The organism is Enterobacter sp. T2 (genome assembly GCF_010692925.1).
Classification (GTDB): domain Bacteria; phylum Pseudomonadota; class Gammaproteobacteria; order Enterobacterales; family Enterobacteriaceae; genus Enterobacter; species Enterobacter kobei.
Genome location: NZ_CP048736.1, coordinates 1,756,995 through 1,781,294, shown reverse-complemented (window position 1 = coordinate 1,781,294; position 24,300 = coordinate 1,756,995). Strand labels below are relative to the sequence as shown.

The 24,300-nt window shown below is 53.6% G+C and carries 23 protein-coding genes; 7 read left to right on the top strand and 16 right to left on the bottom strand.

Annotated elements, in window-relative coordinates; genetic code table 11:
• Positions 1-85: 85 nt before the first annotated feature.
• The 6 genes from ptsG to pabC all read right to left on the bottom strand — a co-directional run bounded on the left by ptsG (position 86) and on the right by pabC (position 6,087).
• Positions 86-1,519 carry a PTS glucose transporter subunit IIBC gene (gene ptsG / locus G0034_RS08435; protein WP_014883391.1) on the bottom strand — a complete coding sequence of 478 codons (1,434 nt, stop codon included), beginning with the start codon at positions 1,517-1,519 and terminating at the stop codon, positions 86-88.
• A gap of 297 nt (positions 1,520-1,816) precedes the next feature.
• The gene (locus G0034_RS08430; protein WP_023332705.1) at positions 1,817-2,611 is read right to left on the bottom strand and encodes a metal-dependent hydrolase; all 795 of its coding nucleotides are present in this window, start codon (positions 2,609-2,611) and stop codon (positions 1,817-1,819) included.
• A gap of 10 nt (positions 2,612-2,621) precedes the next feature.
• Complete coding sequence (gene holB, locus G0034_RS08425; protein ID WP_179120711.1) at positions 2,622-3,626, bottom strand: DNA polymerase III subunit delta'; 1,005 nt, start codon at positions 3,624-3,626, stop codon at positions 2,622-2,624.
• A complete protein-coding gene (gene tmk / locus G0034_RS08420) occupies positions 3,623-4,264 on the bottom strand; it encodes a dTMP kinase (RefSeq protein WP_164954770.1) in 642 nt (213 codons plus the stop codon). Before tmk ends, holB begins: the two co-directional genes overlap by 4 nt.
• Positions 4,254-5,276, bottom strand: a complete 1,023-nt coding sequence (gene yceG / locus G0034_RS08415) for a cell division protein YceG (protein WP_023332704.1) — start codon at positions 5,274-5,276, stop codon at positions 4,254-4,256. Before yceG ends, tmk begins: the two co-directional genes overlap by 11 nt.
• Before the next feature lies 1 nt (position 5,277).
• Positions 5,278-6,087 (bottom strand): aminodeoxychorismate lyase, encoded by an 810-nt coding sequence (gene pabC / locus G0034_RS08410; protein WP_045135025.1) that lies wholly within the window; start codon positions 6,085-6,087, stop codon positions 5,278-5,280.
• A gap of 392 nt (positions 6,088-6,479) precedes the next feature.
• Between pabC and G0034_RS08405 the strand changes: the two genes are divergently transcribed.
• The 3 genes from G0034_RS08405 to G0034_RS08395 all read left to right on the top strand — a co-directional run bounded on the left by G0034_RS08405 (position 6,480) and on the right by G0034_RS08395 (position 10,345).
• A complete protein-coding gene (locus G0034_RS08405; protein WP_014883385.1) occupies positions 6,480-7,019 on the top strand; it encodes a fimbrial protein in 540 nt (179 codons plus the stop codon).
• Between the two features lie 78 nt (positions 7,020-7,097).
• Complete coding sequence (locus G0034_RS08400) at positions 7,098-7,769, top strand: fimbrial biogenesis chaperone (RefSeq protein WP_014883384.1); 672 nt, start codon at positions 7,098-7,100, stop codon at positions 7,767-7,769.
• 38 nt (positions 7,770-7,807) lie between these two features.
• The gene (locus tag G0034_RS08395) at positions 7,808-10,345 is read left to right on the top strand and encodes a fimbria/pilus outer membrane usher protein (RefSeq protein ID WP_179120710.1); all 2,538 of its coding nucleotides are present in this window, start codon (positions 7,808-7,810) and stop codon (positions 10,343-10,345) included.
• 100 nt (positions 10,346-10,445) lie between these two features.
• Here G0034_RS08395 and G0034_RS08390 read toward each other — a convergent pair whose 3' ends face one another.
• Positions 10,446-11,426 (bottom strand): IS5-like element ISKpn26 family transposase, encoded by a 981-nt coding sequence (locus G0034_RS08390; RefSeq protein WP_000019473.1) that lies wholly within the window; start codon positions 11,424-11,426, stop codon positions 10,446-10,448.
• Positions 11,427-11,514: 88 nt separating this feature from the next.
• Here G0034_RS08390 and G0034_RS08385 point away from each other — a divergent pair, with 88 nt between their 5' ends.
• On the top strand, positions 11,515-12,042 hold the full coding sequence (locus G0034_RS08385; protein WP_023332699.1) for a fimbrial protein: 528 nt from the start codon (positions 11,515-11,517) through the stop codon (positions 12,040-12,042).
• 15 nt (positions 12,043-12,057) lie between these two features.
• Complete coding sequence (locus G0034_RS08380; protein ID WP_179121315.1) at positions 12,058-12,570, top strand: fimbrial protein; 513 nt, start codon at positions 12,058-12,060, stop codon at positions 12,568-12,570.
• 62 nt (positions 12,571-12,632) lie between these two features.
• Here G0034_RS08380 and fabF read toward each other — a convergent pair whose 3' ends face one another.
• The 8 genes from fabF to yceD form a co-directional block, all read right to left on the bottom strand.
• Positions 12,633-13,874 (bottom strand): beta-ketoacyl-ACP synthase II, encoded by a 1,242-nt coding sequence (fabF, locus tag G0034_RS08375; protein ID WP_179120709.1) that lies wholly within the window; start codon positions 13,872-13,874, stop codon positions 12,633-12,635.
• 91 nt (positions 13,875-13,965) lie between these two features.
• Positions 13,966-14,202 (bottom strand): acyl carrier protein, encoded by a 237-nt coding sequence (gene acpP / locus G0034_RS08370; RefSeq protein WP_003857954.1) that lies wholly within the window; start codon positions 14,200-14,202, stop codon positions 13,966-13,968.
• A gap of 154 nt (positions 14,203-14,356) precedes the next feature.
• On the bottom strand, positions 14,357-15,091 hold the full coding sequence (gene fabG, locus G0034_RS08365) for a 3-oxoacyl-ACP reductase FabG (RefSeq protein ID WP_008500795.1): 735 nt from the start codon (positions 15,089-15,091) through the stop codon (positions 14,357-14,359).
• 12 nt (positions 15,092-15,103) lie between these two features.
• Positions 15,104-16,033 carry an ACP S-malonyltransferase gene (gene fabD, locus G0034_RS08360; RefSeq protein ID WP_014883378.1) on the bottom strand — a complete coding sequence of 310 codons (930 nt, stop codon included), beginning with the start codon at positions 16,031-16,033 and terminating at the stop codon, positions 15,104-15,106.
• Between the two features lie 16 nt (positions 16,034-16,049).
• Positions 16,050-17,003, bottom strand: coding sequence for a beta-ketoacyl-ACP synthase III (locus tag G0034_RS08355; RefSeq protein ID WP_023332696.1), 954 nt, complete (start codon positions 17,001-17,003; stop codon positions 16,050-16,052).
• A 6-nt stretch (positions 17,004-17,009) separates the two neighbouring features.
• The gene (plsX, locus tag G0034_RS08350) at positions 17,010-18,044 is read right to left on the bottom strand and encodes a phosphate acyltransferase PlsX (protein WP_014883376.1); all 1,035 of its coding nucleotides are present in this window, start codon (positions 18,042-18,044) and stop codon (positions 17,010-17,012) included.
• A gap of 80 nt (positions 18,045-18,124) precedes the next feature.
• Complete coding sequence (gene rpmF / locus G0034_RS08345) at positions 18,125-18,298, bottom strand: 50S ribosomal protein L32 (RefSeq protein ID WP_003857964.1); 174 nt, start codon at positions 18,296-18,298, stop codon at positions 18,125-18,127.
• 16 nt (positions 18,299-18,314) lie between these two features.
• Entirely contained in the window at positions 18,315-18,836 is a 522-nt protein-coding gene (gene yceD, locus G0034_RS08340; protein WP_014883375.1) for a 23S rRNA accumulation protein YceD, read from the bottom strand.
• A gap of 140 nt (positions 18,837-18,976) precedes the next feature.
• Between yceD and G0034_RS08335 the strand changes: the two genes are divergently transcribed.
• On the top strand, positions 18,977-19,561 hold the full coding sequence (locus G0034_RS08335) for a Maf family protein (RefSeq protein WP_023332694.1): 585 nt from the start codon (positions 18,977-18,979) through the stop codon (positions 19,559-19,561).
• Between the two features lie 79 nt (positions 19,562-19,640).
• Here G0034_RS08335 and rluC read toward each other — a convergent pair whose 3' ends face one another.
• Entirely contained in the window at positions 19,641-20,588 is a 948-nt protein-coding gene (gene rluC / locus G0034_RS08330; protein WP_014883373.1) for a 23S rRNA pseudouridine(955/2504/2580) synthase RluC, read from the bottom strand.
• Positions 20,589-21,160: 572 nt separating this feature from the next.
• Here rluC and rne point away from each other — a divergent pair.
• The gene (gene rne, locus G0034_RS08325) at positions 21,161-24,277 is read left to right on the top strand and encodes a ribonuclease E (protein WP_179120708.1); all 3,117 of its coding nucleotides are present in this window, start codon (positions 21,161-21,163) and stop codon (positions 24,275-24,277) included.
• Positions 24,278-24,300 lie beyond the last annotated feature (23 nt).

Here is a 24,300-nt window from a genome sequence, read left to right as displayed (position 1 = left end):
TGGCGGCTGCGCCTTACCCGGCACAACAAACCGCAGCAATAAAAAAGGCAGCCATTCGGCTGCCTTAGTCTCCCCTGCCCACAGCTTAGCTGTTGCGGATGTACTCATCCATTTCGGTTTTCAGGTTATCGGATTTAGTACCGAAGATTGCCTGAACACCAGAACCTGCAACAACCACGCCCGCTGCGCCCAGTTTTTTCAGACCCGGCTGGTCTACTTTCGCAACATCGGCAACGCTCACACGCAGACGAGTGATACACGCGTCCAGGTTAGTGATGTTCTCTTTGCCACCGAACGCTGCAACCAGGGCCGGAGCCATTTCGCTGGTCACACCTGCTTTGCTGTCTTCAGTTGCATCTTCACGGCCTGGGGTTTTCAGGTCCAGTGCTTTGATCAGCACGCGGAAGATGGTGTAGTAGACAACGGCATAGCACGCACCCACGATTGGGAACAGCCACAGTTTGCTGCTGTTACCGGACAGAACGATAAAGTCGATCAGACCGTGAGAGAAGGACGTACCGTCACGCATACCCAGCAGGATACAGATTGGGAACGCCAGACCCGCCAGAATCGCGTGGATAACGTACAGGATCGGCGCAACGAACATGAAGGAGAACTCGATCGGCTCGGTGATACCGGTCAGGAACGAGGTCAGCGCTGCGGAGATCATGATACCGCCCACTTTTGCACGGTTCTCTGGTTTAGCAGAGTGCCAGATTGCAATCGCAGCAGCCGGCAGGCCGTACATTTTGAACAGGAAGCCACCAGACAGTTTGCCTGCAGTTGGATCACCTGCCATGTAACGTGGGATATCACCGTGGAATACCTGGCCTGCTGCGTTGGTGAATTCACCAATTTGCATCTGGAATGGAACGTTCCAGATGTGGTGCAGACCGAATGGCACCAGGCAACGCTCGATGAAGCCGTAGATACCAAACGCAACAACCGGGTTCTGGTAAGCAGCCCACTGAGAGAAGGTCTGGATCGCGGAACCGATTGGTGGCCAGATGAAGGACAGGATCACGCCAGTGAAAATCGCTGCCAGACCAGAGATGATCGGAACGAAACGCTTGCCCGCGAAGAAGCCCAGATACTCAGGCAGCTTGATGCGATAGAAGCGGTTAAACATATACGCTGCAATCGCACCGGAGATGATACCACCCAGAACACCGGTGTCTGCCAGGTGTTTCGCGGCAATCTCTTCTGCCGGTAAATGCAGAACCAGAGGCGCAACCACAGCCATGGTTTTCACCATGATGCCGTAGGCAACCACTGCAGCCAGCGCAGAAACGCCGTCGTTATTGGTGAAGCCCAGCGCCACACCGATCGCGAAGATCAGAGGCATGTTAGCAAAGACGGAACCGCCTGCTTCGGCCATCACATGGGAAACTACGGCTGGCAGCCAGCTGAAGTTTGCAGAACCGACACCCAGCAGGATACCTGCGATAGGCAGTACGGATACTGGCAGCATCAGCGATTTACCGACCTTTTGCAGGTTAGCAAATGCATTCTTAAACATAATTGAGAGTGCTCCTGAGTATTTGTGCTTTTTTTACGCTTTCACGCATTGGCCCGGGGGGAGTACCGTGCCGTGGACAGGACATCTAAGCGCCCTTTATTTATTACACAGAGTAAAATAATTCCCTCTGGGATTGTTTGACGGCTATCACGTTTCAGCTTAAGACGGACGAAAAACTTGCAGTTATTTACAAAAAGCATGTCTGGATGTGTCTAAATACATCCTCACCGCCCCAAATGAGGCGGTGAACTTTACTCGTTTTGTTTATTAATTACGAGCCTAAAAAAAACAGGTGTATCAGACAGATTGCAGGCGGGCGGGGTCGATATGGAACAGCGCAGAGAAGTTTTCCGTCGTGACGCGGGCCAGCTCTTCGATGCTGACGCCTTTAAGCACGGCCATGTATTCCGCAACGTCTCGCGTCATGGCTGGCTGGTTCTCTTTCCCGCGATGCGGTACCGGTGCCAGATACGGAGAGTCTGTTTCTACCAGAATGCGGTCGAGCGGAACATAACGCGCAGCATCACGCAGCTGCTCTGCATTACGGAACGTCACGATCCCGGAAAACGAAATATAAAACCCTAGATCAAGCAGTTTACCCGCCGTTTCTCTGTCTTCTGTGAAACAGTGTAGTACGCCACCGCAATCCGTCACCTTTTCTTCCTGGAGGATCGCCAGCGTATCGGCGCGTGCATCACGGGTATGCACGATGACCGGTTTGTTCAGCTCGCGGCCAATGCGGATATGGTTGCGGAAGGATTCCTGCTGGCGCGGTTTCGTTTCCGGCGTGTAAAAATAGTCCAGCCCGGTTTCACCCATCGCCACGACGCCCTCTTCCGCAGCCAGTCGGCGTAACTCATCAACATCGTACGCTTCATCCTGGTTCAGCGGATGCACGCCGCAGGAGAACACCACGTTATCGCGAACGCCCACCAGCTCACGCATGGCGCGGTACCCCGGCAACGTCGTCGCCACGGCAAGACAAAATTTCACATCGCGGGCAGCGGCTTTTGCCAGCACGTCATCCACGTCATTGTGAAGGGATTGATAATCCAGGCCATCAAGATGGCAGTGTGAGTCGACTAAAAACATAATGTCTCTCTCAGAGATGGGAAACAGGCGGCGTAACGCCTGGTTGCAGGTAATGTTCAATACGCAGTAACTGGTCGATCAGTAACAGCTCGCGATTAAGACCCGTTACGGTTAAAAGCTGTTCCCGGCTTTCGCAGATATCATGAAGGATAGCGTGCAAGGACGTTCCTGAAAGGCGGCTCGCCAGCAGGTTCACCAGTGGCCACGCGTCCGGGTTTGTCAGTAGCGTTGCCCGCTGCTGGAGCTTTAGCGCATCCAAAAGTAAGGACGCCAGCCAGTGCAAACGCTCAACGGCCCGATCGCTATTCAGTGCAGGCAGCAAGCTCAACCAGTCCTGGCTGTTGAGCGAAGCCTCGACGGCCTTACAGAGCGTTTCTCGCTGCGACCAGACGTCGGGTTGCAGTAATGCCAGCGCCGCTGCGGGCGCGCCGCTGCTCAGGCGAAGCGCAGAGAGCGAACTTTCCTGTGACGTTGTCACCTCGCGTTCTAGCCAGCTCAATGACCATGATTCCTGGGGCACCGCAAGGTGATGAAGACGACAGCGGCTGCGCAACGTTGCCAGCAATCGGCCCGGATCGCGGCATGAGAGGAAGAACCATGTTTTCTCCGGCGGCTCTTCCAGCGTTTTGAGCAGCGCGTTAGCCGCCGCCTCGGTCAGTAATGCAGCGTCGTTGAGCCAGACGACTTTCGCCCCGCCCAGTCGCGCATGTTCGTACAGTTTTTCACTGACTTCACGCACGGCATCAATACCGAGCGCGCTTTTGCCCTTCTCAGGCGCCAGCGTGTAATAGTCAGGATGCGTGCCCGCCTGCATCAGCTGGCAGCCACGGCATTTCCCGCAGCTTTTGTGCCCTTCAGGCTGCTGGCACATCAGGAAACGGGTAATGGCGTAAATTAGCGCATCATCCCCCATCCCCGGCAATGCCTGAATCAGTAACGCATGATGCCCCCGACCGGCCTGATAGCTGTTGATCAGCTGTTCAAAGTGCGGGCGCAACCATGGATACCATTTCATGCCTGCTGCTCCTGTAGCCACTGCGTAACGGTCTGCTGGATGTCTTGCGTGACGTCTTCCAGCGATTGCGTCGCATCGATGGTACGAATTGAGCTGTCCTGCGCGGCCAGCTCAAGATAGCGTGCGCGGGTGCGGTTAAAGAAATCAAAGGACTCTTGTTCAATGCGATCCAGCTCGCCGCGCGCGCGGGCGCGTTTGAGGCCCACTTCCGGAGTGACATCCAGATAGAGCGTCAGGTCCGGGCGAAAATCACCCAGTACTGCATTACGCAGCGTTGCCAGCATTGTCTGGTCAATACCGCGTCCCCCGCCCTGATACGCCTGAGTGGACAGATCGTGACGGTCGCCGATCACCCACTTGCCATCGGCCAGGGCGGGTTTAATCACCGTCTCAACCAGCTGGACGCGCGCCGCATAGAACATCAGCACTTCGGCTTTGTCAGTGATAACTTCGTCGCCAACAGATCTGATATCCAGCACCAGGCTGCGCAGTTTCTCAGCCAGCTGAGTGCCGCCTGGCTCGCGGGTGAAGACCATGTCAGTGACGCCAAGCGCGTTCAGCGTTTCCACCACTACGTCGCGAGCGGTGGTTTTCCCCGCGCCTTCGAGTCCCTCAATGACAATGTATTTACTGCGCATTTTTTTCCTTAAGTGCCTTCAGATAGTCCTGAACAGAGCGATTATGACTGACAAGGTTGGTGTTAAAGGTGTGCCCCCCTTTTCCGTCAGCCACAAAATAGAGATACGGTGTTTTGGCCGGATGCGCGGCGGCTTTAAGCGACGCCTCGCTCGGCGTTGCAATCGGGCCCGGCGGCAGGCCGTTAATGACGTAGGTATTATACGCCGTTGGCGTCTCGAGATCTTTCCTCGAAATCTTTCCGCTGTAGCGCTCGCCCATGCCGTAAATAACGGTAGGGTCGGTTTGCAGACGCATGCCAATGCGAAGACGGTTGATAAATACCGACGCGACCCGATCGCGCTCGGCAGCAACGGCAGTCTCTTTCTCGATGATCGAAGCCATGGTCACGAACTGGTTTTGGTCTTTATAGGGCAGCCCTTCCATACGCCCTTCCCAGGCGGAATCGACTGCCGCGACCATCTTTTTGTGCGCCCGTTTAAGAATCGCGACATCCGTCGTGCCCGCGGTGTACATCCAGGTGTCCGGCCAGAACCAACCTTCCACCCACTCAGGATGCTCAAATTTCAGCACCCCGGCGACCGTCTCGTAACGATCATCTTTCAGAGTGTGCTTGATATAGGGCGCATCACGCAGCTGTTTCAGGTAATCGCTCAGTCGCATCCCTTCGACAAAACGCAGCGGGAACTGCGCTTCTTTGCCACTTTCCAGCAGCTGCAGCATCTCCCTGACGGTCATGCCGGGCGTAAAACGATAGGTACCGGCCTTGAAGTGAGACAGTTCCGGCTCGATACGCAGTAACCACTGGAACACGCGCGGGCGGTTGATGATTTTATCGCTGTAAAGCTGTTCGCCCAGCGCCATCCGCCCGGTACCGGCTTTAAGGGTAAAAATCGTCTCGTCTTTAATGAGGATCTTACTGTCCGCCAGCTGGAAAACTTTCCATACACCGACGCCGGCGGCAGCGCCGAGGACAACCAACAGTAACAGAACAAGGCGTAACAGTTTCATCATGCTAATCGGATGACTCACAAATTGGGGCTAAATAGTGGTAAAGTTCGCGCGCGGGCCACTCTCGCTCTGCGTAGCGCTGTACGGGGACAACCGGCATTAGCGCGTTACAGATAAGCACTTCATCAGCCTGCGCGAGCGCCGTTAGCGGCGCATTCACTTCGACAACGCGATACGCGGTCAGTGCCAGTTGGGCGATAATAAACTGCCGCATAATGCCGTTTACGCCCGCCTGATCGAGGCGTGGGGTAAAGACATCCTGCCCACAGCGCCAGAACAGATTTGCGGCACAGCATTCCGTAAGCCACCCATCGCTGTCAAGGACAAGGGCTTCATCGGCATCCGTCTGCTCAAGATGAGAACGAATCAGTACCTGCTCAAGGCGGTTGAGGTGCTTCATTCCTGCAAGATAAGGGTTGCGACCCAAGGGGATCGGGCTGAGAGCAAGCGTTACGCCGGTTTCTTTCCAGCGTGCGTAATGCGCAGGATATTCAGAAACGCTCAGGATGCGCACCGGTTGCTGACAGCCTGCGGGGCTATAGCCGCGACCGCCAGCTCCACGTGTGATAACGACCTTTAACACGCCGTCACCCTGTTTTTGCGCCATATCCCGCATTTCCGCAGCAAGGGTTTCCCATGCATCAAACGGGATAGCCAACCTTGTGCAGGCCGTCTGCAAACGTGTCAGATGGTGGCTGAAAAGTGAAACAACGCCGCCGCTAATTCGAGCAGTGGTAAAACAACCATCCCCAAACTGAACGCTACGATCGTTCACATCTAACTTTTTTTGTAACTCACCATTAATTAGATACATTCACCCTCCATATAAATACCTGACTAGGGTGGCAGGTGAAAGAGGATATCGCAAGTCTGTTATCTTCGAATAAATGTAAAAAAGCACAGGAAGGTTGGGCGCGCCTACGCCTGTATACATGAGAGAAATGCTATTCATCTATTAATGAATAAATGAAATATTATTCACGGAGAGGATTATTAAAGTTAAATTAAAAACACTCATTAGATATAGTTTATAGTTCATATTTTAGCACATAGATATAATCCCCCATGTGAATACCCAAGTGCGCAAGATGGTTTTAAAAACACAAGACAATGTTTCTTGCTGAAAACTATCGAGCATCATCACATCGTGTGCCATGAGTACTCACCTGTGTTTTATATCAATCACACTCTTCAAGGACATTATCAATGAAAGGAAAAGTAGCGGCTGTTGCCTTAATCACTACACTCGGAATGGTTTCTGCCGCGCAGGCCGATGATGGACAGGTAAATTTCACCGGTAATATCATCGAGCAAGGTTGTAAAATTGACACCACCATGACCGCGCCGCAGACCGTCAAGTTAGGTGATATCGCTAAAACTGCTCTGCCAGAGGCTGGTTCCGTTGCCGCGAATACTCGCTTTACTCTGAAACTGTCTGAGTGCCCGGCAGACCTGAAAGGCAAAGCTGTTGTTGTGAAATACACCGGCAAACCAGACGCCACTAATAATGACTATCTGGAAGTCACCGGCGCAGGCACCACTGGCGTTGCCAAAGGCGTTGCTATTCAGTTGCTGAACGGCGACGGCACCGCGTTACCGCTGGCAACCGCATCTAAAGCAGCGACCATCGATGCGACTGCTGGCACCGCTACCATGAATTTCAGTGCACAGTATATCGCAACTGCCGCTACCGTTGAGGCGGGTTCCGCTAACGGTACCGCTAACTTTACGCTGGCATACAATTAATCATCGCGCGATAAATTTCCGCCTTTGGCTATAAGCAATGCCGGGGCTTCCCGGCATTGCTATTTTGAGGTTAACCAGATGAAATTAGTGAATTCATTAATCGCCGCTGCATTTGTTTTTTCAATGGCAACAGCGCAAGCGGGTGTTATTATTGGAGGCACTCGCATTATATACCATGCAGACAAAAAAGAATCTTCCCTGGACGTCAAAAACCCAGACCCATACTCCTATTTAATTCAGTCATGGGTTGATAAAGATGAAAACGACACCAGTAAAACACCGTTTATCGTCACGCCGCCCCTGTTCCGCTTAGCTGGCAATGAAGAAAACAAACTGCGTATTATTAATACGGGCGGGAATCTGCCACAGGATCGTGAGTCACTGTTCTGGATGAACATTAAAACCATTCCGGCAACAGAAAAGTTAGACAACGTAAATACCCTACAGATTGCGATTAAGACACGTATCAAACTCATTTATCGCCCCGCATCGCTTACTGAAATGCCGGAAAAGTTTGCCAGCAAGCTTAGCTGGAAACGCAGCGATCAACAGCTTACGGTCAGTAACCCAACCCCCTATTACATGAACTTCAGCGAAGTCAAAGTCGGTGCCAGTACGGTTACGGATGCGACATACGTTGCGCCCATGTCCAGCGCGACCTTCAGCCTTCCGGCAAATGCCAAAGGCAATATTCGCTGGAAAATTATCAGTGACTTCGGCGCAGCTGGCGCGGAACACCAGACGCAGTAATCACTCATTAGATACTCGGACTCCGAAAGGATCACGGAATGATCAGAGCTAAAAAAAATAAGATCTCGCCAACCAGGCTGGCCTGCTTCATCGCATTGCAGTGTACGTTCTCGTTGTCGCACCCTGCCTGTGCCCGGGAATATTTTAACCCCGCGCTACTGGGTATTGACGGTCCAGGTAAAGACATTTCTGACCTGAGTGCCTTTGAAGAAGGTGTTGGCCAAATGCCGGGTACTTATCGCGTTGACGTGCTGGTCAATCAGACATTGACTGGCACACATGACATTGAATTTAGCATGCAAAAGGACAGTCACGGCCAGACATCATTGCAACCGTGCATAAGCGTGGAGATGCTACGTGACTTTGGCGTCCGAACCGAGCAATTTCCGCAACTGACCGGAGAGAACCATTGCGCAAACCTGGCCGCTATTCCCAACGCTGCTACTCAGTTCGTCTTCAATAAACAGCAACTTTTGTTGAGCATCCCTCAGGCGGCGATGAATAACCAGGCGCGTGGATATGTTGCTCCAGAACGCCTGGATGAAGGCATCAATGCGCTGCTGCTTAATTACAGCTTTACAGGCGGCAACACCCAGGCTCGTCACTCTGATATGACCGATTCAGACAGCTATTACCTGAACCTGCGCCCAGGGCTAAATATCGGCCCATGGCGCGTACGTAACTACAGCACCTGGTCACGCAACACCAGCGGCAACAGTACCCAGAATAACTGGGATTCGGCATATACCTACGCTCAGCGAAATATTATCGCGCTCAAAAGTCAGCTGACGCTTGGCGAAAGCAACTCCCCTTCCGATCTGTTTGACAGCGTACCTTTTCGGGGTGCGCAAATGGCCTCCGATGACGACATGCTGCCTGACAGCCTGCGCGGCTACGCACCGGTGGTTCGCGGAATTGCCCGGACCAACGCCCAGGTCATCATTAAACAAAACGGCTACACCATTTACCAAAGCTATGTGTCGCCGGGGGCATTTGAGATCACTGACATATATCCCACGGGCAGTAGCGGCGATCTGGACGTGACGATTAAAGAAGCTGACGGCAGCGAACAGCACCAGTTGGTCCCCTTCGCCTCACTGCCGGTTCTACAGCGTGAAGGTCGTTTAAAGTACAGCCTGACCAGCGGTCAGTACCGTCCTTACGACAGCGCCGTCGATAAAACATTCTTTACTCAGGGCTCGGCCATCTACGGCCTGCCAGCAGGATTTACCGCCTACGGCGGCGGACAGCTATCGCAACATTATCAGTCGCTACTTGTGGGGATCGGTAAAAATTTTGGTGGGCTGGGAGCCGTATCCGTCGATGGCACGCAGGCCTGGTCAACCCAACAGGATCAGGAAAAAGCGATCGGCCAGTCAATGCGGGTTCGTTACAGTAAAAACATTCTCGAAACGGGGACCAATATCGCCATTTCGGGTTATCGCTACTCAACTTCAGGCTATTACACCCTGCAGGAAGTGCTCGACACCTGGCGGGACAGTGACTGGCAGGACAATACCGAACGCCGGCGTAATCGTGCCGAGATATTGCTTAACCAGAATCTCTGGGAAGGCGCGGGGTCCATCTCGTTAAACGCCATCAGCGAGGATTACTGGAACAGCGACCGAACAATGCGCTCAATCGGCGCGGGTTACAGCAACAGCTGGAACGGCATCACCTGGAGCCTGAACTACAGCTTTAACCGTAACACCACTGATGCCCGCGACAGCGACACCGTTTACAGCGAGGACCAGGTGTTCTCAATGAGTATCAGCGTGCCGCTGGATCGCTGGCTCAGCAGCAGTCGCGCCACCTACAACCTCAATACCAGTAAACATGGCAGCACCAGCCATACGGTCGGGCTGAATGGCACCGCGCTGCAAGATCAGAACCTCAACTGGAGCGTGCAGGAAAGCGAGACGAACCACGATGGGGGTAACGGTGGTAGCGCCAGCCTGGACTACCAGGGTACCTATGCCAGAATGAACAGCGCCTACAGTTACGACCACGATCAGCGCCGGGTAAATTATGGTATCAGCGGCGGTGTGGTTGCGCATGCAAATGGCATTACGCTGAGTCAGGAATTAGGTGAGACCGTCGCTCTGGTTGAAGCGCCGGGAGCAAGCGGTGTTGATATCACTAACCAGACGGGCGTCAGCACCGATTTCCGGGGCTATACCGTTGTGCCGTTTATCAGCCCATACCGTGAAAACACGCTGTCGCTGAATACCGAACAACTGCCGGATGATGCCGACGTTGAGCTTTCTGCGAAAACGGTTACGCCAACCCGAGGGGCTATTGTCCGGGCACATTTTGACACACGTGTGGGTAAACGCGTTTTGATGACGTTAACCCGTCGTGACGGGCGCCCTGTTCCGTTTGGTGCAATCGTGACTGACGACAAGAACGCAAAAACAACCTCGATTGTCGGTGATGGTGGACAGGTTTATCTGGCTGGTATGTCACTTCAGGGAAGTGCAACCGTTAAATGGAGTGCAAATAAGCAGTGTCATACCCGCTGGCAATTACGGAAGGTGCGAATAAGCAGGTCATTTCTTCCCAAGCTGACTCGCTGATTAAAATTTCGCGGATCTGGGCCGATTTTTTTCCCGCAAACACATCGAATCAGCCTATTTAGGCTATTTTTTCCACCATTTCTGGCGTTATTTCCGGTTTTTACTGAGATCTCTCCCACTGACGTATCATTTGGTCCACCCGAAACAGGTTGGCCAGGGTGAATAACATCGCCAGTTGGTTATCGTTTTTCAGCAGCCCTTTGTATCTGGCTTTCACGAAGCCGAACTGCCGCTTGATGATGCGAAACGGGTGCTCCACCCTGGCACGGATGCTGGCTTTCATGTATTCGATGTTGATGGCCGTTTTGTTCTTGCGCGGATGCTGCTTCAAGGTTTTTACCTTGCCGGGACGCTCGGCGATCAGCCAGTCCACATCCACCTCGGCCAGCTCCTCGCGCTGTGGCGCTCCTTGGTAGCCGGCATCGGCTGAGACAAATTGCTCCTCTCCATGAAGCAGATTACCCAGCTGATTGAGGTCATGCTCGTTGGCCGCGGTGGTGACTAGGCTGTGGGTCAGGCCACTCTTGGCATCGACACCAATGTGGGCCTTCATGCCAAAGTGCCACTGATTGCCTTTCTTGGTCTGATGCATCTCCGGATCGCGTTGCTGCTCTTTGTTCTTGGTAGAGCTGGGTGCCTCAATGATGGTGGCATCCACCAAAGTGCCTTGGGTCATCATGACGCCTGCTTCGGCCAGCCAGCGATTGATGGTCTTGAACAATTGACGGGCCAGTTGATGCTGCTCGAGCAGGTGGCGGAAATTCATGATGGTGGTGCGATCCGGCAGGGCGCTATCCAGGGATAATCGGGCAAACAGGCGCATGGAGGCGATTTCGTACAGGGCATCTTCCATGGCACCGTCGCTCAGGTTGTACCAATGCTGCATGCAGTGAATACGCAGCATGGTCTCCAGCGGATAGGGCCGTCGGCCATTGCCCGCCTTGGGATAAAACGGCTCGATGACTTCCACCATGTTTTGCCATGGCAGAATCTGCTCCATGCGGGAGAGGAAAATCTCTTTTCGGGTCTGACGGCGCTTAGTGCTGAATTCACTATCGGCGAAGGTGAGTTGATGGCTCATGATGTCCCTCTGGGATGCGCTCCGGATGAATATGATGATCTCATATCAGGAACTTGTTCGCACCTTCCCTAATACATAAGGAATGAAAATGAATATCGCGAATGGAAAAAAAATAGCGATTCTGGCAACGCTCTGCGGAGGTCTGTTTTCTGGCGCGTGTTCAGCCAACTCGGTCAATATTGACATTACAGGCACGGTTGTTGCCTCACCCTGTGTGGTCAATGGAGATAGCCCCTCGCTGGCGGTAAAATTAGGTGACAATATACAGGCTGATAGTCTGGCCACTGCCGGAAGTGCAACAAACTGGACTAACTTTACGCTTGCTTTAACAAACTGCCCTGCTTCAACGTCCAGCTTTAGCGTTACTTTTGGCGGTACAGCGGATACCGATACTAACTATTATAAAAATACCGGAACGGCCACTAACCTGAAGCTGGAGTTGACCGACGAAACGACTAACACGGCTTACAAGAGTGGCGCCACGTTGCAAAATGTCGCCATCAGCAGCAGTACGCACGCCTATGATTTGAAAATGCGCGCCCGAGCCGTTTCCAACGGCAACGTGATGCCAGGCACCATTATCGGCCAGGCACAGGCCACCTTTACCTATCAGTAATGCAGGATGGGGATGATGATAGAACGGGTAAAATCTACTCTCGCATGCCTGGTGTTTGCACTTTGTAGCTTCGCGCAGGCAACCACTATCGATCTGAGCGGCACGGTCGTGGCGTCTGCCTGTACCGTGGATGCGGGATCCAAAAATCAGACAGTAAGGTTCGATCAAGCACGAGCGGTAAACTTTAGTCGCGTTGGGGCAACCGGAGAATGGCAGGATTTTTCACTCACGCTTTCATCCTGCCCCAGCTCAACGACACGTGTTAAGGCTACCTTGACCGGCGATTCAGACAGTGACGATCAGACAAAATTTGCTAATAGCAGCGGGGATGCAACAGGCATGGCGATGCAGATCATGACCCGCGATCATCTCACCGAGATCTCACCCGCGGGCTCGATTACCGTCGATGTAGACAGAACAACGCACAATGCGCAGTTCCCTCTCGCGGCCCGCCTCTATACCCCTACGGGAACCGTCACGGCAGGCGAATTTAACACCACCGTCCAGTTCACTTTCACCTATCAGTAACAAAAATGTGAACTAAAAAAAACGGAGCGCTATGCGCTCCGTTTTTTATGGGCAAGAAACCATTACACGCGTTTGAAAATCAGCGAGCCATTGGTACCGCCGAAGCCGAAGGAGTTACACAGGGTGTAGTCCATACCGGTAACCTGACGCGCTTCGTGAGGCACGAAGTCCAGATCGCAACCGTCATCCGGGTTATCCAGGTTGATGGTTGGTGGAACCGCCTGATCGCGCAGCGCAAGGATAGAGTAGATTGACTCTACTGCACCCGCCGCACCCAACAGGTGACCGGTCATGGATTTTGTGGAGCTGACCAGTACGCGGCTGGCAGACTCGCCGAAGATAGACTTAACAGCCTGAGCTTCCGCTTTGTCGCCTGCAGGTGTAGAGGTACCGTGCGCGTTAACGTAGCCAATCTGAGCTGGCGTAATGCCCGCATCACGGATCGCGTTTTCCATTGCCAGCGCAGCACCTGCGCCATTCTCCGGAGGAGACGTCATGTGATAAGCATCGCTACTCATACCAAAGCCAACGACTTCAGCATAAATTTTCGCGCCGCGTTTTTTCGCGTGTTCGTACTCTTCCAGCACGAGCATGCCCGCACCGTCACCCAGTACGAAACCGTCACGGTCTTTATCCCACGGACGGCTTGCCGCCTGAGGATTATCGTTACGGGTAGAGAGCGCACGCGCTGCACCAAAACCACCGACACCCAGAGGGGTACTGGCTTTTTCAGCACCACCCGCAACCATAGCATCTGCATCGCCGTACGCAATCATGCGCGCGGCCTGGCCGATGTTATGTACACCAGACGTACAAGCAGTCGCGATTGAAATGCTTGGACCACGCAGGCCAAACATGATGGTCAGGTGACCCGCCACCATATTAACAATCGTGGACGGAACGAAGAACGGGCTGATTTTACGCGGGCCGCCATTCATCAGGGATGTATGGTTTTCCTCGATCAGGCCAAGACCGCCAATCCCGGAGCCGATAGCGGCACCGATACGGGTTGCGTTCTCTTCCGTAATTTCAAGGCCAGAATCCTGCATGGCCTGAACGCCAGCGACAATTCCATATTGAATGAAGGCATCCATCTTGCGCTGTTCTTTGCGCGAGATGATCTCTTCACAGTTAAAATCCTTTACTAAGCCAGCAAATTTCGTTGCATAGGCGCTAGTATCGAAATGGTCGATTAGGCTGATGCCGCTCTGACCGGCAAGGAGAGCTTTCCAGGTGGACTCTACGGTATTGCCGACAGGAGACAACATGCCAAGTCCGGTCACAACTACACGACGCTTAGACACGTTTGTCCTCCAGGGAGGGATAAAAAAAGAGATTCGTGGGACTAAAAAAGATAAAACTCAGGCGGTCGAATGACCGCCTGGAGATGTTCACTTACGCCTGGTGGCCGTTGATGTAATCAATGGCAGCCTGAACGGTGGTGATCTTCTCAGCTTCTTCGTCCGGAATCTCAGTATCAAACTCTTCTTCCAGAGCCATTACCAGCTCAACGGTGTCAAGAGAATCTGCGCCCAGGTCTTCAACGAAGGAAGCGGAGTTCACAACTTCTTCCTGCTTAACGCCCAGCTGTTCGCCGATAATTTTCTTAACGCGTTCTTCGATAGTGCTCATACTCTTAAATTTCCTATCAAAACTCGCTTTCGCGATGGTTTTCGTAGTGTATAAAATGTTGAAAAATTTGCAACTAAATCCCGGCAGGTCTTACCACGATTTTACGTTATTTTGAGGCCATTTGCCCTAATAACGCAAATATTTTCGATCGTGATTAAACCATGTACATCCCGCCGTTGACGTGGAGGGTTTCACCAGTGATGTAACCCGCTTCGTCAGAGGCTAAAAATGCAACCGCACTGGCGATTTCTTTAGGGTCGCCAAGACGACCCGCCGGAACTGCCGCCAGTGTACCCGCACGCTGCTCATCGGTCAGCGCACGCGTCATGTCCGTTTCAATAAAGCCCGGAGCAACAACGTTTACAGTAATCCCGCGGGACGCGACTTCACGCGCCAGCGACTTACTGAAACCAATCAGACCCGCTTTCGCCGCAGCGTAGTTAGCCTGACCAGCATTTCCCATGGTACCAACCACAGAACCAACAGTGATAATACGACCATGACGCTTTTTCATCATAGCGCGCATTACCGCTTTTGACAGACGGAATACAGATGACAGGTTGGTTTCGATAATATCGTTCCACTCATCATCTTTCATTCGCATCAGAAGGTTGTCGCGAGTGATCCCGGCATTGTTTACCAGAATATCCACTTCGCCAAACTCTGCACGAATATTTTCCAGAACAGATTCGATAGATGCAGGTTCGGTCACATTCAGTACCAGACCTTTACCGTTTGCCCCCAGATATTCGCTGATGGCCTGAGCGCCATTCTCGCTGGTTGCTGTACCAATCACTTTCGCGCCGCGCGCAACCAGTGTTTCAGCAATTGCGCGCCCGATACCACGGCTTGCGCCAGTGACCAGGGCAATTTTTCCTTCAAAACTCATGGTATTCCTCTTTTATTGCGAGAGTGCCGCTGACATCGCTTCCGGCTCGTTAATCGCGGACGCTGTCAGGGTGTCAACAATACGTTTTGTCAGACCGGTGAGGACCTTACCTGGGCCGACTTCATACAGTTGCTCAACGCCCTGAGCGGCCATAAACTCAACGGTTTTGGTCCACTGTACCGGGCTGTAGAGCTGGCGAACCAGCGCGTCGCGGATGGCTTCCGGCGCGGTTTCGCATTTCACATCGACGTTGTTCACAACGGAAATCGTCGGTGCGTTAAAAGTGATTTTTTCCAGCTCAACCGCCAGTTTCTCGGCAGCGGGCTTCATCAGTGCACAGTGAGACGGCACGCTCACCGGCAGCGGCAGTGCACGTTTCGCGCCTGCAGCTTTACAGGCAGCACCGGCACGTTCAACCGCTTCTTTATGACCGGCGATAACAACCTGGCCTGGCGAGTTGAAATTAACCGGAGAAACCACCTGACCTTCAGCAGACTCTTCACACGCTTTTGCAATCGCGGCATCATCCAGGCCGATAATGGCAGACATGCCACCCGTGCCTTCCGGCACCGCTTCCTGCATGAATTTACCGCGCAGTTCTACCAGACGCACCGCGTCAGCAAACGCGATCACACCGGCGCAGACCAGCGCAGAGTATTCTCCCAGGCTATGACCCGCGAGCAGCGCGGGGGCTTTACCACCCTGCTGCTGCCAGACGCGCCACAGTGCAACGGAGGCGGTCAGCAATGCTGGCTGGGTCTGCCAGGTTTTGTTCAGCTCTTCGGCCGGACCCTGTTGAGTCAGCGCCCACAGATCATAACCCAGCGCGTCAGAAGCTTCACGAAAAGTCTCTTCAATGACCGGGTAGTTTGCTGCCATTTCAGACAACATCCCAACGGTTTGAGAACCCTGGCCCGGGAACACAAAAGCAAATTGCGTCATTTTTTTATTCCTTATCCTAGAAACGAACCAGCGCGGAACCCCAGGTGAACCCGCCACCGAAGGCTTCAAGCAAGACCAACTGGCCCCGTTTGATTCGTCCGTCGCGTACCGCTTCATCAAATGCGCACGGTACTGACGCCGCAGAGGTGTTGCCGTGACGGTCCAGCGTCACCACAACGTTATCCATCGACATGCCCAGCTTTTTAGCGGTCGCGCTGATGATACGCAGGTTCGCCTGATGCGGTACCAGCCAGTCGAGTGCGGTACGTTCAAGGTTGTTCGCTTCCAGCGTCTCATCGACAATGTGCGCAAGCTCAGTCACCGCCACCTTGAACACCTCATTACCCGCCATGGTCAGGTAAATAGCGTTATCCGGATTAACGCGATCGGCGTTAGGCAGCGTTAACAGTTCACCGTAGCGACCATCGGCATGCAAATGCGTAGAGATGATACCCGGCTCTTCGGACTGCCCCAGCAGCACCGCGCCTGCACCATCACCAAAAATAATGATCGTCCCGCGATCGGTTGGATCGCAGGTACGCGCCAGCACGTCAGCGCCGATCACCAGCGCATATTTGACGGAACCCGATTTAACATACTGATCGGCAATGCTCAGCGCATAGGTAAAGCCTGCACACGCGGCGGCAACGTCAAACGCCGGGCAGCCTTTAATACCGAGCATGTTTTGCACCTGGCACGCTGCGCTAGGGAAAGCATGCGTGGCAGACGTCGTAGCGACCACGATCAAGCCAATCTGTTCTTTATCAATGCCCGCCATTTCGATAGCACGCTGTGCGGCTTCGTAACCCATGGTGGACACGGTTTCGTCTGGCGCGGCGATACGACGTTCACGGATACCTGTGCGCGTGACAATCCACTCGTCAGACGTATCTACCATTTTTTCCAGATCGGCGTTGGTACGCACTTGTTTTGGCAGGTAGCTGCCGGTACCTAAAATCTTCGTATACATGTACGCTCAGTCACTTTTAGCTAATACAGATTCCAGGCGAGCGGCAATCCGCTGAGGGACTTGTCGCTGCACCGCCTGCACTGCCTGTTCAATGGCGACAGAAAATGCTCGCTGATTGGCGGCTCCGTGACTCTTAATCACAATGCCGCGCAATCCTAACAGACAGGCGCCATTATACTGGTCGGGGTTGAGGTGACTGAATCGCCGCGTCAGGCTTTTTTGTAACCAACGCTTCAATAAAATCAGCCACCAGGCACTTTTTTTGCCCTCTCCCTGAGATTTCAGCAGAGAAAGGAACATGCGCACGACCCCTTCCATGGTCTTCAACGTGACGTTCCCGGTGAAGCCATCGCACACCAGAACGTCCGTTTTCCCCGTCAGCAACTCATTGGCTTCGAGATAACCAATATAGTTGATGGAGGGAACCTGTTTGAGCATTTCAGCAGCTTCGCGAATGCTGTCCAGGCCTTTGGTCTCTTCTTCACCAATATTTAATAACGCCACGCGGGGATTCTTAATCCCGACCACGTCTTCTGCCAGCACCGATCCCATCACGGCAAACTGAGCCAGCATGGTACTATCACAATCCACGTTAGCACCGAGATCCAGCACCACCGTTTTGCCCTTTTGTTGATGCGGTAATACCGTCACCAGCGCCGGGCGCTCAATACCCTCAATCGGCTTGAGCAATAATTTCGACAGCCCCATCAGCGCGCCGGTATTTCCCGCACTGACGCAAGCCTGCGCTCGCCCTTCTTTCACCAGCTCCAGCGCGATCCGCATTGAGCTCCCACGGCTGTTGCGAATCGCCTGCGAAGGCCGGGCATCACTGGCAATAACTGACTGCGCAGGAATAATCTGCAGACGTGAACGTTGTTCAAAGTCAGCTTTTGCAAGTAATGGCGTGATTGTGTCGGGATTGCCGACTAAAAGAAGTGTGAGTTGCGAATTAGAATTCAGTGCCTGCAATGCTGCAGGCACTGTCACGGAAGGGCCAAAATCTCCCCCCATGACATCTAACGCCAGGGTTAGACGTGTCAAGGTATCGTCGCAGCCTGGTTCGGTAACTTCCCCGTTTGCACGGGGAAATCCTCACTAAGCCTAATCACGCTGACGCGTGATTACTTAGTGATAACCTTGCGGCCGCGGTAGAAACCGTCAGCGGTGATGTGGTGACGCAGGTGTTTCTCACCAGAAGTCTTGTCTACAGACAGGCTGGTAACTGCAGTCAGCGCGTCATGGGAACGACGCATGCCACGTTTGGAACGGGTTGGTTTATTCTGTTGTACGGCCATGGACCTTACTCCTCAATTACTTACGCTTTAAGCTGGCTAATACGGCAAATGGGTTTGGTTTTTGCGCTTCATCAGGCAATTCCCCAAAGACCATGTCCGCCTCGGACACTTCACAGTGTTCAGAATCATGCACCGGAACCACTGGCAAGGTGAGGATGATTTCATCTTCAACCAGAGCCAGAAGATCGATTTCACCGAATTCGTTAACCTCAATCGGCTCATACGCTTCCGGGAGTGCTTCAGCCTGTTCGTCAGAACGAACCGGACTAAAACAATACGTTGTGTGAACATGCTGTACAAACGGTTTCCCGCAACGCTGACACTCGAGGGTTACCGTCACCTTTGCATCACCGGTTAAAACGGCGAGACGCTGGTTGTCGATAGCGAACGACATGGAGCATTCTACATCACTGTCCACACTGACTACGGATTCGGCAATACGCTCAGCCTGATCGGAAGTATAAATACCTTCGTAATCGAGGCGTTTTTGAGCCGTACGAACCGGATCAAGAGTCAGGGGTAATTTTACCTTTTGCATAGGGCGCGCATATTAACTTTGTAACGTCATAGAGTCAAAGAAAAAGGCAACCAGAGCTGCCTTTTGCCAATTATTCGCACACATTGCGGCCTGTAGTTTAAAATGGCTGGCATCGATACGCTATATCTGGTGATAAAAATATGCCAAATCTCGTCCTTGCTTCCACTTCTCCTTACCGCCGAATGTTGCTGGAAAAGCTAGGGATCCCGTTTGAATGTGCCGCACCGGATGTTGATGAAACGCCACAGCCTGGTGAATCACCACGACATCTGGTGAGCCGTCTCGCTAAGGAGAAGGCGCAGTCGCTCGCAGCGCGCTATCCTTCACACTTGATTATAGGCTCCGATCAGGTTTGTGTGCTGGACGGAGAAATAACAGGTAAACCGCACACTGAAGAGAACGCGTTCAAACAGCTTATGCAGGCGCGTGGCAACATTGTGACCTTTTATACGGGTCTGGCGCTCTATAACTCCGCCTCTGGTCATCTGCAAACGGAGTGTGAGCCTTTTGACGTGCACTTCCGCCATCTCAGCGAGCAGGAGATCATGGATTATGTACGCCGGGAGCGTCCGCTGAACTGTGCGGGAAGTTTTAAAAGTGAAGGATTGGGGATTGCGCTATTCGACAAGCTGGACGGACGCGATCCGAATACGCTGGTGGGGTTACCGTTGATAGCGCTGTGCCAGATGTTACGCAGAGAAGCGTGTAATCCGCTGACCCTGTGACGTTTGCCCAGCGGCGCTTCGCTTGCATGGGCCTACAGGTTTCGTAGGCCGGGTAAGCGCAGCGCCACCCGGCACATAATCAGCCGCGCAAAACCTTCAGGCAGCGTTTCAACTGCTCATCCAGCGGCGCTTCAATACGAATGACTTCCCCGGTATTCGGATGGGTAAACTTCAGCGCAGCCGCATGCAGGAACAGACGAGACAAGCCGGTTCCCGCCAGCTGCTTATCAAATTCGCGATCGCCATAGCGGTCATCAAACGCAATCGGATGGCCCGCAAACTGCGTATGCACGCGAATCTGATGGGTACGCCCCGTCACCGGGCTGCAGCGTACCAGCGTGGCAAACTCATAGCGCTCTTCAACTTTAAAGCGCGTCTCAGACGGTTTCCCTTCCTGGTTTACGCGAACGATGCGCTCACCGCTTTGCAGAATGTTCTTCAGCAACGGCGCCTGCACCACTTTCACATGGGACTGCCACTGACCGCGCACCAGCGCGAGATAATCTTTCTGCATGCCTTTCTCACGCAGTTGCTCATGCAGGGAACGCAGCGCGGAACGCTTTTTCGCCACCAGCAGCACGCCGGAGGTATCGCGGTCAAGACGGTGAACCAGCTCGAGGAAACGGGCTTCCGGACGCAGCGCGCGTAACCCTTCAATCACGCCGAAGCTCAGGCCGCTACCGCCGTGGACTGCGGTCCCTGACGGCTTGTTCAGCACCAGAATGTGGTCGTCTTCATACAGGATCACATCACTCAGAGCCGCCACTTTCTGTAGTTTAGGTGAAACGGTCTCTTCTTCACGCTCGGCAACGCGCACCGGCGGAATGCGCACTTCATCACCCGCCTCGAGTTTGTACTCGGGCTTCACGCGTTTTTTGTTAACCCGCACCTCGCCCTTACGCAGGATGCGGTAAATCATGCTCTTTGGCACCCCTTTCAGTTGGGTACGCAAAAAGTTGTCGATACGTTGCCCCGCGTCATCATCCGCGATAGCAACCATTTTTACGGCTGGAGTCTCTGTTTTCATGGTTGGCGATTCTAAATATCGTCAGCCATTAGCGCCACTCATTTTTCTATGCTTATATTTACTTTTGTCCGGCCTGCACCCCGTTTCACGCAATTGATTTGGTGGTTATTAAACCAATCACCGTTTTGAAGTGAAGAAACTGTGAGTAACCGGGTGATAATTGGTAAAAGTCATCTTGCTATAACCCGGCGAGCAGTGGAATAATGAAGCCGTTTTCCGTGTTAAATCCTGGTTACGTAAGGATGTTGACGGAATGACCAATTTTGCCTGACCGATCATCCACGCAGCAATGGCGTAAGACGTATTGATCTTTCAGGCAGTTAGCGGGCTGCGGGTTGCAGTACTTCCCGGTATAAGGATTGTTCTCTGGAGAGTTCTACCCAGGCAATTCCCCTGATAATTGCGCTGTGTTTCCGTATGAAATACAGGCAACCGACACTCTGCGCCTCTTAAGCGAGCGACAACCGTGAGGTTGGCGACGTGAACAGACACGAGGCCATCGGTTCATACCCCGGAAAGCGTCACCTTGCCCGCAGCTTTGTCGTCAATGTAAGAATAACGAGTAAGTTACGATGAAAAGAATGTTAATCAACGCAACTCAGCAAGAAGAGTTGCGTGTCGCCCTTGTGGATGGGCAGCGCCTGTACGATCTGGATATCGAAAGTCCTGGACACGAACAGAAAAAAGCGAACATTTACAAAGGTAAAATCACCCGCATTGAACCCAGCCTTGAAGCTGCATTTGTTGATTACGGTGCTGAGCGTCATGGTTTCCTCCCTCTGAAAGAAATCGCCCGCGAATATTTCCCTGCCAACTACAACGCCCATGGCCGCCCAAACATCAAAGATGTTCTGCGTGAAGGTCAGGAAGTTATCGTCCAGATTGATAAAGAAGAGCGTGGCAACAAAGGTGCCGCACTGACGACCTTTATTAGCCTGGCAGGGAGCTATCTGGTGCTGATGCCAAACAACCCGCGTGCGGGTGGCATCTCTCGCCGTATCGAAGGTGATGACCGTACCGAGCTGAAAGAAGCGCTGGCAAGCCTTGAGCTGCCGGATGGCATGGGACTTATCGTGCGTACCGCAGGCGTGGGCAAATCTGCCGAAGCGCTGCAGTGGGACTTAAGCTTCCGTCTGAAGCACTGGGAAGCTATTCAGAAAGCTGCAGAAAGCCGCCCTGCTCCGTTCCTGATCCACCAGGAAAGCAACGTTATCGTGCGTGCCTTCCGTGACTACCTGCGTCAGGACATCGGTGAAATCCTGATCGACAACCCAAAAGTGCTTGAGCTGGCTCGCCAGCACATCGCCGCACTGGGTCGTCCGGATTTCACCAGCAAAATCAAACTGTACACCGGCGAAATCCCGCTGTTCAGCCACTATCAGATTGAATCCCAGATTGAGTCCGCCTTCCAGCGTGAAGTGCGCCTGCCCTCTGGCGGTTCTATCGTAATCGATACAACAGAAGCGCTGACCGCAATCGACATCAACTCCGCACGTGCCACACGCGGCGGTGACATCGAAGAGACCGCCTTCAACACCAACCTTGAAGCCGCAGATGAAATCGCCCGCCAGCTCCGCCTGCGCGACCTGGGTGGTCTGATTGTTATCGACTTCATCGACATGACGCCGGTCCGCCACCAGCGTGCGGTCGAGAACCGCCTGCGTGAAGCGGTACGTCAGGATCGTGCACGTATCCAGATTAGCCATATCTCGCGCTTCGGCCTGCTGGAGATGTCCCGCCAGCGCCTGAGCCCGTCGCTGGGTGAATCCAGCCATCACGTCTGCCCGCGTTGCTCCGGCACCGGTACCGTACGTGATAACGAATCTCTCTCCCTCTCTATCCTGCGTCTGATTGAAGAAGAAGCGCTGAAAGAGAACACCAAAGAGGTTCACGCCATTGTCCCTGTGCCAATTGCCTCCTACCTGCTGAACGAAAAACGTGCTGCGGTGAGTGCTATCGAAGCACGTCAGGGCGGCGTTCGCTGCATCATCGTGCCAAACGACCAGATGGAAACCCCGCACTACCACGTGCTGCGTGTCCGTAAAGGTGAAGAGACCAGCACGCTCAGCTATCTGCTGCCGAAACTGCACGAAGAAGAGATGGCGCTGCCTTCCGATGAGGAACCCGCCGAGCGCAAACTGCCAGAGCAGCCTGCGTTAGCCACTTTCATCATGCCAGAAGCACCGCCAGAAGCGGCCCTGGAAAAACCGGTCACTAAACCTGTCGCGCAGAAACCAGAAGCCGCGGCACCGAAAGCCCAGCCGGCGCAACCGGGTCTGCTGAGCCGCTTCTTCGGCGCGCTGAAAAAGATGTTTGCGGGTGAAGAAGTCCAGCCAGAGCAGCCGAAAGAAGAACCAAAAGCGGCTAAACCTGAGCGTCAGCAGGATCGTCGTAAACGTCAGAACAACCGCCGCGATCGTAATGACCGCAACGACCGTAACGATCGTAACGACCGTCGTGACAACCGTTCAGACAACAGCGAAGGCCGTGAGCAACGCGAAGACAACCGTCGCAACCGTCGCGAGAAACAACAGCAGAACGTTGAAGATCGTGAAATTCGCCAGCAGGCGGGCGATGAGTCTGAGAAGGGCAAACAGCGTGACGACCAGCAGCCACGTCGCGAACGTAGCCGTCGTCGTAACGACGAGAAACGTCAGGCGCAGCAGGAAGTCAAAAATCTGAACCGCGAAGAGCCTGTAGAGCAGCAGGACAGCGAGCAGGAAGAACGTACTCAGGTTATGCCACGTCGTAAGCAGCGCCAGCTGACGCAGAAAGTGCGCATTGGTGCTCCTCAGGCAGAAGAAACCGCAGCTGTAGCGGCTGAAGTACCGGAAGCCGCAACGGGTACGCAGATTGCAAAAGTTGATCTGCCAGCCGTTGTGGAAAATCACGTTGAGCAGGATGAGAATGGGGAAAACCGTGACAACGCAGGCATGCCGCGCCGTTCACGTCGTTCTCCGCGTCATCTGCGCGTCAGCGGCCAGCGTCGTCGTCGTTACCGTGACGAGCGTTACCCGACTCAGTCTCCAATGCCGTTGACCGTCGCGTGCGCGTCACCTGAAATGGCATCCGGCAAAGTCTGGATCCGTTACCCGGTTGCTCGCCCGGAGCAGGCTGTTGAAGAACAGGCTGTGACCGAAGAGGTGATTGCACCTGTCGCCGCCGTTGAAGAGGTCGTGACTGAAGCCGCAACCGTGGTTGAGCCTCAGGCTGTTGAAACAGCAGAACCTCAGGCTGTAGAAGTCGAAACCACGCACCCTGAAGTGATTGCCGCGCCGGTTGAAGCCGCTCCACAGCTGATTGCTGAAGAAGATGTCGTGGTCGCTAAGGACGTCGCTGAAGAGGCTGAACCTGTAGCCGCAGTGGAAGAGACCGCTGAAGCCATCGTCGAAACCACCACTGAAGACGTTGTTCAGGACGTTGAGATTCAGGTTGAACCGGTTGTCGAAGACGTGAAAGCGCCTGAAGTGGAGCCAGAGCCGGTTAAGATTGTCGCCGCGCCTGCGCCAGTTCACGTTGCAACAGCGCCGATGACACGTGCTCCGGCACCGGATTATGTGCCTGAAGCACCGCGTCACAGCGACTGGGTTCGCCCGGAATTCAACTTCGAAGGTAAAGGTGCAGCCGGTGGTCACAGTGCTACGCACAAGGCTACTGCACCAGCCACCCGTCCGCAGTCTGTTGAATAACGGACGCTGGCGCTGAAAGCCGA